Annotated in this window: 10 protein-coding genes and 1 pseudogene; 9 read left to right on the forward strand and 2 right to left on the reverse strand. The window is 54.9% G+C overall.

Going from position 1 to position 9,006, the window contains the following annotated elements:
- The first annotated feature begins 10 nt into the window (after window positions 1–10).
- Window positions 11–154, forward strand: coding sequence for a peptide-methionine (S)-S-oxide reductase (locus tag ACR0B3_RS23375; protein WP_480811175.1), 144 nt, complete (start codon window positions 11–13; stop codon window positions 152–154).
- Window positions 155–608: 454 nt separating this feature from the next.
- Here ACR0B3_RS23375 and ACR0B3_RS23380 read toward each other — a convergent pair whose 3' ends face one another.
- Window positions 609–1,319, reverse strand: a complete 711-nt coding sequence (locus ACR0B3_RS23380; protein ID WP_480811167.1) for a GntR family transcriptional regulator — start codon at window positions 1,317–1,319, stop codon at window positions 609–611.
- Between the two features lie 227 nt (window positions 1,320–1,546).
- Here ACR0B3_RS23380 and ACR0B3_RS23385 point away from each other — a divergent pair, with 227 nt between their 5' ends.
- From ACR0B3_RS23385 to ACR0B3_RS23420, 8 genes and pseudogenes are all read left to right on the forward strand, one after another.
- Window positions 1,547–2,734: an ABC transporter substrate-binding protein gene (locus ACR0B3_RS23385; RefSeq protein ID WP_480811168.1), complete on the forward strand. Its 1,188-nt coding sequence runs from the start codon at window positions 1,547–1,549 to the stop codon at window positions 2,732–2,734.
- Window positions 2,735–2,826: 92 nt separating this feature from the next.
- Window positions 2,827–3,696, forward strand: a complete 870-nt coding sequence (locus ACR0B3_RS23390) for a branched-chain amino acid ABC transporter permease (protein ID WP_170691887.1) — start codon at window positions 2,827–2,829, stop codon at window positions 3,694–3,696.
- Between the two features lie 4 nt (window positions 3,697–3,700).
- Window positions 3,701–4,687, forward strand: coding sequence for a branched-chain amino acid ABC transporter permease (locus ACR0B3_RS23395; protein ID WP_480811169.1), 987 nt, complete (start codon window positions 3,701–3,703; stop codon window positions 4,685–4,687).
- The gene (locus tag ACR0B3_RS23400) at window positions 4,684–5,466 is read left to right on the forward strand and encodes an ABC transporter ATP-binding protein (protein WP_480811170.1); all 783 of its coding nucleotides are present in this window, start codon (window positions 4,684–4,686) and stop codon (window positions 5,464–5,466) included. The genes ACR0B3_RS23395 and ACR0B3_RS23400 overlap by 4 nt, the downstream gene beginning before the upstream one ends.
- A gap of 3 nt (window positions 5,467–5,469) precedes the next feature.
- Window positions 5,470–6,192: an ABC transporter ATP-binding protein gene (locus ACR0B3_RS23405; RefSeq protein WP_480811171.1), complete on the forward strand. Its 723-nt coding sequence runs from the start codon at window positions 5,470–5,472 to the stop codon at window positions 6,190–6,192.
- A 7-nt stretch (window positions 6,193–6,199) separates the two neighbouring features.
- On the forward strand, window positions 6,200–6,877 hold the full coding sequence (locus ACR0B3_RS23410; protein ID WP_480811172.1) for an aspartate/glutamate racemase family protein: 678 nt from the start codon (window positions 6,200–6,202) through the stop codon (window positions 6,875–6,877).
- A gap of 133 nt (window positions 6,878–7,010) precedes the next feature.
- Window positions 7,011–7,691, forward strand: a pseudogene (locus tag ACR0B3_RS23415) (IS6 family transposase).
- 595 nt (window positions 7,692–8,286) lie between these two features.
- Window positions 8,287–8,655, forward strand: coding sequence for a response regulator (locus ACR0B3_RS23420; protein ID WP_480811173.1), 369 nt, complete (start codon window positions 8,287–8,289; stop codon window positions 8,653–8,655).
- A gap of 11 nt (window positions 8,656–8,666) precedes the next feature.
- Here the strand turns inward: ACR0B3_RS23420 and ACR0B3_RS23425 are convergent.
- Window positions 8,667–9,006: adenylate/guanylate cyclase domain-containing protein (locus ACR0B3_RS23425; protein WP_480811174.1), on the reverse strand; the 340-nt coding region annotated here is incomplete at its 5' end.

Here is a 9,006-nt window from a genome sequence, read left to right on the forward strand (position 1 = left end):
TGGGATTGAATTGATTTATAATCCCTCGTTGATGGCTTATCCACCACTGTCAGAGTTATTCTTCCTAATACACGATCCAACAACGGTTGATCGTCAGTGCTACCACATCGGACGAAGCTATCGCTCAGCGATTTACTTTGTCGATGAAGCGTAACGCTGAATAGCGTGGCAAATCCCGGCTCACTGAGGAAAAATGAGAGGCGACGGCGGCATACCTTTCCTGCCAAAGTTATTTGTTTGGCCGAGCAATTCGTCGAAGCTGGGCAGTGAAGACATATGACGTTCACGTACGTCTTTTGATACGGCGCGCAGGATCGCGTCGATTTCATCCGCGCTTGGCCTTTTAGACGAGAAACCTGGAACAACAGTATCCAGTGCGAACTCAGCTGAGCGCTGGAGGTGAGCGATCAGAATTCTTGGATCTTCTAGTCCAACCGCAACACGAATATCGTCATGTGAATTCCAGCTTCGGCCTGCTCGGCCGTATTCATTTCGGAATGCGTAGTAGGGGCAAAGCAGAGGCTAACCGTCGATGTTTGCCTAAGGCTCACCTGCAATCCCACAATGGCACATCGAGGCCAGCGGGGGCGTCCACACCTTCGGAGCATTTACATACGCCCCGTCAATATCTTGGCCAAATCAGGTTCAACTTTTTGGGTCTGTTTCAAATCCAGACTGTCTTTTACATGCAAAAGGTGATGTTGGATGTTGTCTTCGGCAGACCGTGGATCATCGCTTACGATTGCGTCGATGATCGACGCGTGCTCGTCGTCGGGGCAGGACGAATCCTTGTTGGTGCCGAACAGCGCCACGATCAGGGATGATCGGGTGACAAGTTCTCTTACGACGCGCGTGAGAACGGCATTGTCATGGCATTTCGCCAGTTCGACATGAAATTCGCCGGACAGCCGGATAATCTCGGTGCTATCATTTGTGGTCCTGGCCTCATCTTCTTTTTCGATATGCGCCCGTAACGTGTCTATCCCAGCGGGGCTGATCCCGCTGGTCAGTTCGCGCACAATGCCGGTTTCGATCATCAAACGAGCGTCAAAAACTTCCTGAGCCTCTTGTGGGCTGGGGCAGGCGACAAAGGCGCCCCGGTTGGAGTGCAGTTCGACAATGCCTTGACTGCTGAGCAGCAGCAAAGCGCGGCGCACGCGCATACGGCCAACACCGAATGTTTCACACAAGGTTTGCTCGCTCAACTTGGTTTTGGGCGCGAGCTTCTGCTCCATGACCGCGGAGTAGATTCGATCCACGATTAATTGCTCATCAGGGTCGGACTGTACGGTGTCGAATTTTTGTTGGGCGTCTGTCATCGGGTTTCATCAGGGCTGTTATTCAAGTGCGCATTGCTTAGCCGCACAGCGTCTAACAGACAATATATTGGGCATTCGTTAACGATATCAACATTAATATTCACTAAAAACGTTGACACATATTGTTAACAATGCAGTATCGAAAGGGCATTCCGGATTCGACCGGTCGCATTTTACACTTTGCCAAACGCCCGGAAGAGGCGCTGAAACCTCATAGGGAGGAAAGAATGAAACGTAGAAACCTGATGAAATCTTCCGCCGCTCTGGCTCTGGCCGTATCTGTCCTTGGGTCTGCGGTCTGGGCCGAGAATCCGGTTCTCAAGATCGGCTTTGTCGGTGTGACCTCGGGCCCGGCAGCGGCCTGGGGCATTTCAAATCAACGGTCGATGGAGGCGCGGGCTGATTGGATCAACGAATCCGGCGGCTACAAGATTGGTAATACCACATACGATATCGAAATCGTCTCGTTCGATGATCAGAAAGACCCCAAGCGTGCAATCGCGGGCATGGAGAAGATGGCACAAGAGGGTATTCACTATGTGGTCGGCCCGAATGTGGATGACGGTGCTGCAGCCGTGCGTCCAGTCGCCGAGGCGCAAGGCATCATGTACTTCCCCTATGCCTTCCCGAAAGAGCTGTACTCCGCCCCGGCCTCCAACGCGGTTCTCGGCATGGTGGCCAACTACCAATCGGGCCCTGCAATTTACAAATACTTGCGTGACGAGAAAGGCGTGAAGACCGTTGCCTTCGTGGCTGCAAACGAATCCGATCCGTTGAGCCAGCGTGACGGCGGTGTCGAGGCGGCGAATGCCTTGGGGCTTGAAGTTGTTTCCGACAACGTCACCTATCAGGTGGATACCACCGACTTTACCCCGGTGCTGACTCCGGTCATGCGTACTCAGCCTGATCTGCTGGTTCTGTCGGGTGTTTCACCTGCCAATGCGCCGCAGCTGATACGTTCGGCGCGCGAGCTTGGTTTTCAGGGCCTCATCTCGACCGAAACCGCACAAGACGCGACCGTTTTGCGCGAAGGGGCAGGGGATCTGGCCAATGGATTCATCTCGGTTGGCGGTGCCTCAACCCCCGAAATCGCCTCAGATGACATGAAGGAATTCGTCAAGCGCTATACGGATATGTTTGGTGAATATAACGACGAGTCCAACACCAAGGTCTATGCGTTGGAATACATTCTGGCCACGCTAAACGCCAATCCGGCCGCAATCGATGATGTCGGGGCCTTCCAGACAACCATGGATACGTTCGAAGCGCCCAACCCCTTCATGAAGGGGGACGCCAAGATGCGCTATGTTGGAACAACCTCGTTTGGGCAAAAACGCCAGATCGCGGTCCCGTTGGTGGTAAACGTCTATCAGGACGGAGCGTTTGAAACGCTCTTTGTCGCCGAAGTCGACTGAGGCCAAACTCCCAATACGGCAAAAGCCTATCGAGCCTCAACTTCTCGGGCTGACAATCGGCCCGGGACACCCGAACCTTATGCGGGACTCTTATGGAACAGATACTAGCAAATGGCATCTATCTGGGCGCGCAATATGCGATGATCGCCTTGGGATTGACGCTGATCTTCGCCCTGATGAACGTATTGAATTTTGCCCATGGGCAGATGTACGTCCTGGGCGGTTTCGTCACTTATACCTTCTACGGACAACTGGGCTGGCCGTTTGTGCTGGCACTACTGGCGTCCTGTATCACGCTGGCCGTGCTTGGCGCGCTGATCGAACGGTTCCTATTTGCGCCGGTGATCCGACGATCTTCGCGTGAAGAAAGCACGATGCTGCTGGCGGCGGGGCTGGCGTTTCTTTTTGATGCGGTAATCCTGCTGGTCTTTGGCGAAAAACAGCGGGGCGTTCCGAAAATCGTCGATGGCGTTTTCAACTGGGATTTCAAGCTGATCATGCCTTATGACCGCATTCTGATCTGCGTGCTGGCCATTTTGTCGATCGTCAGTTTCATCCTGTTCATGCAATATTCCAAAACCGGACGAGCCCTGCGTGCGCTGGCGCAGGACAGAACCGCTGCGCAGCTTATGGGCGTGAATGTTGCCCGCTATTCGATGATCGGGTTTGCCCTGGGCGCGATGCTGGCTGGTCTGGTCGGCGGCTTGCTGGTGACCATTACAGGCGTCAATCTGGGTATGGGTGGCCCGACCTCGATCAAAGCCTTCATGATGGTGATGATCGGCGGGGCAGGTGTGATCTCGGGCGCGATTGCAGGCGGGATCATCCTTGGCTTCATGGAGGCCATCGGTCTGGCGGTCCTGTCGCAATATGGTGATATTACATATCTGCTGATCTTTGTCTCACTGATGATCTTCCTCGCCATCCGCCCGCAGGGCCTGATGGGCAAGCCGTGGGGTTAGGACAGTGCCGAAACTCTCAGCAATCCAATGGGCCGGTGTGGCGTTCTTTCTGCTGGCCATCTTCATCGCGGTCCCCGGCTTTGTCGCGGCCTCGGGGCGGTCTGATCTGTACTATACGCTGACCTCGGTTGCGCTGCTATCCATTGCCAGTGCCGGTGTCTGGCTGACCTTCTATATCGGTCGTATCAATATCGGTCAGGGCGCTTTTGCCCTGATTGGCGCCTATGTTTCAGCCATTCTGGTTACCAAAGCGGGCATGTCGTTCTGGCTGTCGCTGCCCCTGGCGGGCCTGTTTGCGGCGGGAGTGGCGGTTTTAATCGGTTTGCCGATCTTACGGCTACGCGGTGTTTATTTTGCGATGATTTCGCTGGTGCTGACGCAGGTTGTTACACTTACAGCACTTGCACTGCCCATTACCAACGGGGCCAAGGGCATCACGTCGATCCCGCTACCGGGCGGCGTGTCTATTCTGGGTATTCCGCTGATCCCGGACTTTGCGACGCTGGAAAACCCAAGGCTGGCCTTCTATTACGCGGCCTGCGTGCTGATGGTGCTGACCTTCGCCGCCATGTACCGGCTTGTAAATTCCCGTCTGGGTCACTTGTGCCGCTCTATGCAGCAGAACGAAGAACTGGCCAGCTCGATCGGGGTGAATATCTCGTATATCCGGGTCGTCATCTTTGCCATCTCGTCCTTTCTGGGCGGTATCGGTGGCGCTATGTTTGGGTCGATTGCGCAATCAGTCTATCCCTCAAGCTTTCAGGTCGCCGACAGCGTGAACTTCATGCTGAACTGCTTCCTGGGCGGTTTGGGCTATGTATTTGGGCCGATGCTGGGCACACTGGTTCTGTATTTTGGATGGGATCTGTTGTTCGAATTGGGTCGCTTCCAACTGCTCGCCTATTCCAGCCTGCTGATCATCCTGATGCTGTTCCTGCCGAACGGGCTGCTTAGCCTGCGGCTGCCGGGCAAGAAAGGAGATGACAAATGAGCCATCTTCTGGAAGTCCGCCACGTCACCAAAAAATTCGGCGGGTTGACCGCCAACAGCGATATCTCATTCAACGTCAATGAAAACGAGATCCTGTCGGTGATTGGACCGAACGGTGCTGGAAAGAGCACATTGTTCAAGATGATCTCGTCGTTTCTGCCGACGACCGCCGGAGAAGTGCTGTTCAAGGGTGAGAGGATTTCGAACCTGAAACCGCATGTGGTGGCGCGCAAGGGGGTGGTCCGTACCTTTCAGGAAACCACGATCTTCAAGTCAATGACCGTGCGCGAAAGCATCATCGTCGCTCAGCACCTGCGTGCGCGTGCCTCGCTGGCCGGGTATTTCTGGGGCACGAAAACGGCACATGAAGACGTCGACAGTTTTGGCCAGTATGCCGATGACCTGATCGAATTCCTTGGCATGACCGAGATTGCCAACGAACAGGCTTCGAACCTGCCGCAGGGCAATTTGCGCGCGCTGGGGATCGCCATCGGTCTGGCCACCGATCCCAAGGTGTTGTTGCTGGATGAGCCTTTTGCGGGCATGAACCACGACGAGACCATGAAAATGGTCAATCTGGTCCGCAAGGTGCGCGATGACAGGGGTGTCACGGTGCTGTTGGTGGAACATGACATGCCTGCGGTGATGAATATCTCGGACCGGATTGTGGTGCTGAATTTCGGTGAAATGATCGCCGAAGGGACGCCAGTGGAGATCCAGAACAATGAAAAAGTCATCGAAGCCTATCTGGGCAGCGCCGATGATGAGATCGGGATCTGAGTCATGACCAAGATGTTGGATTTCAAGGATGTCGAGCTGTATTACGATCACGTCTACGCCCTGAAAGGCGTGTCGATTGATCTGGAACAGGGCGAAACGGTCGCCCTGATCGGGGCCAATGGGGCGGGTAAAAGCTCGATCCTGCGGGCGATCACCGGATTGGCAAAGATCAAGTCCGGTTCGGTGGCGTTCGAAGGCGAAGACATCGCCGGAAAAAACCCGGCTGACATCGTCTCCAAGGGGATCGCCATGGTGCCCGAAGGGCGACGCGTGTTCCCGTATATGTCGGTGAAGGACAACCTGCTGATGGGGGCGTTCACCCGTAAGGACAAGGCGGATGTGCAGCGGACACTGGAATCGGTTCTGGAAAGGTTTCCACGCCTGAAAGAACGCTATTCCCAGTCCGCCGGTACCCTATCCGGCGGTGAACAGCAGATGATGGTGATCGGGCGCGCCCTGATGGCCAAGCCCCGCCTGTTGTTGCTGGACGAACCCTCGCTGGGGATCGCGCCCAAATTGGTGCAGGACATCGCGCGATCCATCGTTGCGATCAACCGCGATGAGGGCGTTTCAGTTCTGTTGGTCGAACAGAACTCGCGCATGGCATTGTCGATTTCTCATCGCGCTTATGCCCTGACCACCGGCAACGTCGTAATCTCGGGCAATTCCAAAGAGCTTTTGACCGATCCCCGTATCAAGGCCGCCTATCTGGGCGGGGAAGTGTGAGGTTGTTGTGAAACTGCTTGTCGTCAATCCAAACACCACGCCGTCAATGACCCAAAAAATCGAGGCCGCAGCACGCGCTGTGGCGTACCCAGAAACCGAAATTATCGCTACGAATTCGCAAGATGGGCCCGCCAGTATTCAGGGGTATCTTGATGTTTCGACCTGCGTTCCGGGGTTGCTGGAGGTCGTAAAGTCCCACCCGGATGTCGATGCGGTTGTGGTGGCTTGCTTCGATGATACCGGTGTTGATGCCGTGCGCTGCGTGACCTCGGCCCCCGTCATCGGCGTGGGTGAGGCGGCCTATCACGCGGCCTCAATGATCAGTCCGAAGTTCAGCGTCATTACCACATTGTCCAGATCCCTCGCGGGGTTGGAGGCCAATCTGCTGCGGTACGGACTGGATCGTCGCTGCGTGCGCGTCCGCGCCTCGGACGTGCCGGTTCTTAAACTCGAAGAAAACGATCCGGCTACCATCTACAAGATCAGGGCGGAAATTCGGGCCGCCATCGACGAAGACAGGGCCGAAGCGATTGTCCTGGGCTGCGCCGGGATGACCGATCTGATGTCGCGCCTGTCGGACGAATTCGGTCTACCCGTCGTCGATGGCGTTGCCTGTGCGGTCACATTTGCCGAGGCGTTGGTAAAGGCCAAGCTGACCACTTCGAAGCTTTGCTCCTACGCTTGAGAATTGATTGAGGTTGCCGGCTCACGCCGGACGACACATATCGGGTTGGTTTCGTTGCAAACTTTCGGCCATTGACGCTTTCGGAATTAACGAGTGAATGACTTGTCGGTCGTATCAAGTCGAAAGCCAGCTCATGATTTCCTTCAAAGGTGCACAGTATCCGAAAGATGTGATCCTATTCGCGATATTCTTCTACGTTCGATACGGCGTTTCCTACCGTGATCTGGAAGAGATCATGGCAGAGCGAGGTGTTACCGTCGATCACACCACGCTGAACCGCTGGGTGACACGATACTCTTGCGCAATCGCCGAAACAGCACGCCGGCGCAAAAGCCCATGCGGCCGCTCCTGGCGAATGGACGAAACGTATATTAAAGTAAAGGGATCATGGGTTTAACTGTACCGAGCGGTCGACAAACACGGCAAAACTCTCGATTTCATGCTTTCACATCGTCGGAACAAACCGGCCGCTACAAAGTTCTTTGCACGAATGCTGGAGGTCAACGGGCTTTCACGTAAGATCGTCATCGACAAAAGTGGCGCCAACACAGCTGGTATCAAGGCGATCAACACAATGCTGAAAGGCTTCGGCTGCCCGACCCCGATTGAGATGGTGAGGCGGAAATACCTGAACAACATCGTGGAACAGGATCACCGTTTCATCAAGGGACGCATCCGGCCAATGCTAGGGTTCAAGGCGTTCGCTTCAGCGGCGGCAACCCTCGACGGAATCGAAGCGGCGCACATGATCCGCAAAGGTCAGTTCACGCCTGGAGTCTGTCCGTTTCGGCAATTTGCAGAGTTGGCGGCATAAGTTGCGGTTTCAGTGCCAACTGTTCGTTCACTAAGAAACTTTGCAACAGATCCCCCAAGTGACAAACGCCAAGACGTACGGGAGCTCTCAGTACCGCGAACCCCAATTACGCTAATCTATCGTGTAACGCCCACTCAGATAGAAGTTCTGCGTCTCTGGGATACCCGGCAGGGCGCAGACTATTAAAACCCGGAGTCTAAACTGGGGGCATCAGCCGGGCAGGGTAGCGGGTAAGAAATCGAACTTATTCTGCTATTCTTCCTCTAGCTTCTGCACAGAAGGGCGGGAAGCTGACGTTCTCCGCAGGCGCAAATTTGAGGGTCTTTTTATCGCAGAGCGGTCATTTAACCTCCCAGCTGTTCACAAAGCGAACCGTCGCTCAACAAATTGCTACGGATCATACCCATCTTTGGCAAAAGAGGGTGGGTCGATCTAAGTCGGCCAAATACTCATTGCGTAGTATATAATTGATGAAAGAATGCACCGACTAGTAGGTTTGCACGATCCAGTGGCAGAGCACGGCCTTCGAGCATAAGTTTCGAAGCTTCTTGAGCCAATCGGTTTTCATAATGCGCGGAGGCGCAAGGGGGGAGTTTTGACTAAAGTTCTGTTGGTTGAAGACAACGAGATGAACCGCGATATGCTGTCGCGCCGGTTGGAACGCAAAGGGTTTCATGTCATTGTCGCGAAGGACGGGTTGGAAGGCGTTTCCATGGCGGGCAGTGAATCTCCGGACATCATTTTGATGGATATGAGCCTGCCCGAGATTGATGGGTGGGAAGCGACGCGCCGCATCAAGCGCGCACCCCAGACAGCCTCGATCCCGGTGGTGGCCCTGACTGCGCATGCGATGGCGAGTGATCGGGAAAAAGCGCTGGAAGCAGGTTGCGATGACTTCGATACCAAGCCTGTAGAGCTGAGCCGTTTGCTGGAAAAGATGGGGAAATTGCTACCTGCGTCCTGATAAAGAACCGCTCAGTCAACAACAGTTTTGCGTTGGGTGACATAGTAGGTTCTGACCTGACCCTTGCCTTTTATCCTTGTATCGACGGGTCCAGAGACTTCAAAGCGGTGCCCGACCTGCTGGGCGGTGGCCTCGGACAGTTGTACCTGGCCCGGCGCGCCGGTTGACTCAAGACGGCTGGCAAAATTAACCGTGTCCCCCCAGACATCGTACAGGAAACGGTGCGACCCGATTATTCCTGCAACCACCGGCCCGCTATGTACACCAACTCTGATGTGCATTGGGTAATCCGTTTCAACGTTCAGCGCCTCGACCTGATCGAGCATCCGAAGCGCCATCTCGACGATCACC

It is taken from the genome of Ruegeria sp. CE9 (genome assembly GCF_056537425.1).

Coding starts and splice junctions, on each gene's coding strand:
- ACR0B3_RS23400 (WP_480811170.1), top strand. CDS start 4,684: ATGAGCCATCTTCTGGAAGTCCGCCACGTCACCAAAAAATTCGGCGGG.
- ACR0B3_RS23380 (WP_480811167.1), bottom strand. CDS start 1,319: ATGACAGACGCCCAACAAAAATTCGACACCGTACAGTCCGACCCTGAT.
- ACR0B3_RS23385 (WP_480811168.1), top strand. CDS start 1,547: ATGAAACGTAGAAACCTGATGAAATCTTCCGCCGCTCTGGCTCTGGCC.
- ACR0B3_RS23390 (WP_170691887.1), top strand. CDS start 2,827: ATGGAACAGATACTAGCAAATGGCATCTATCTGGGCGCGCAATATGCG.
- ACR0B3_RS23405 (WP_480811171.1), top strand. CDS start 5,470: ATGACCAAGATGTTGGATTTCAAGGATGTCGAGCTGTATTACGATCAC.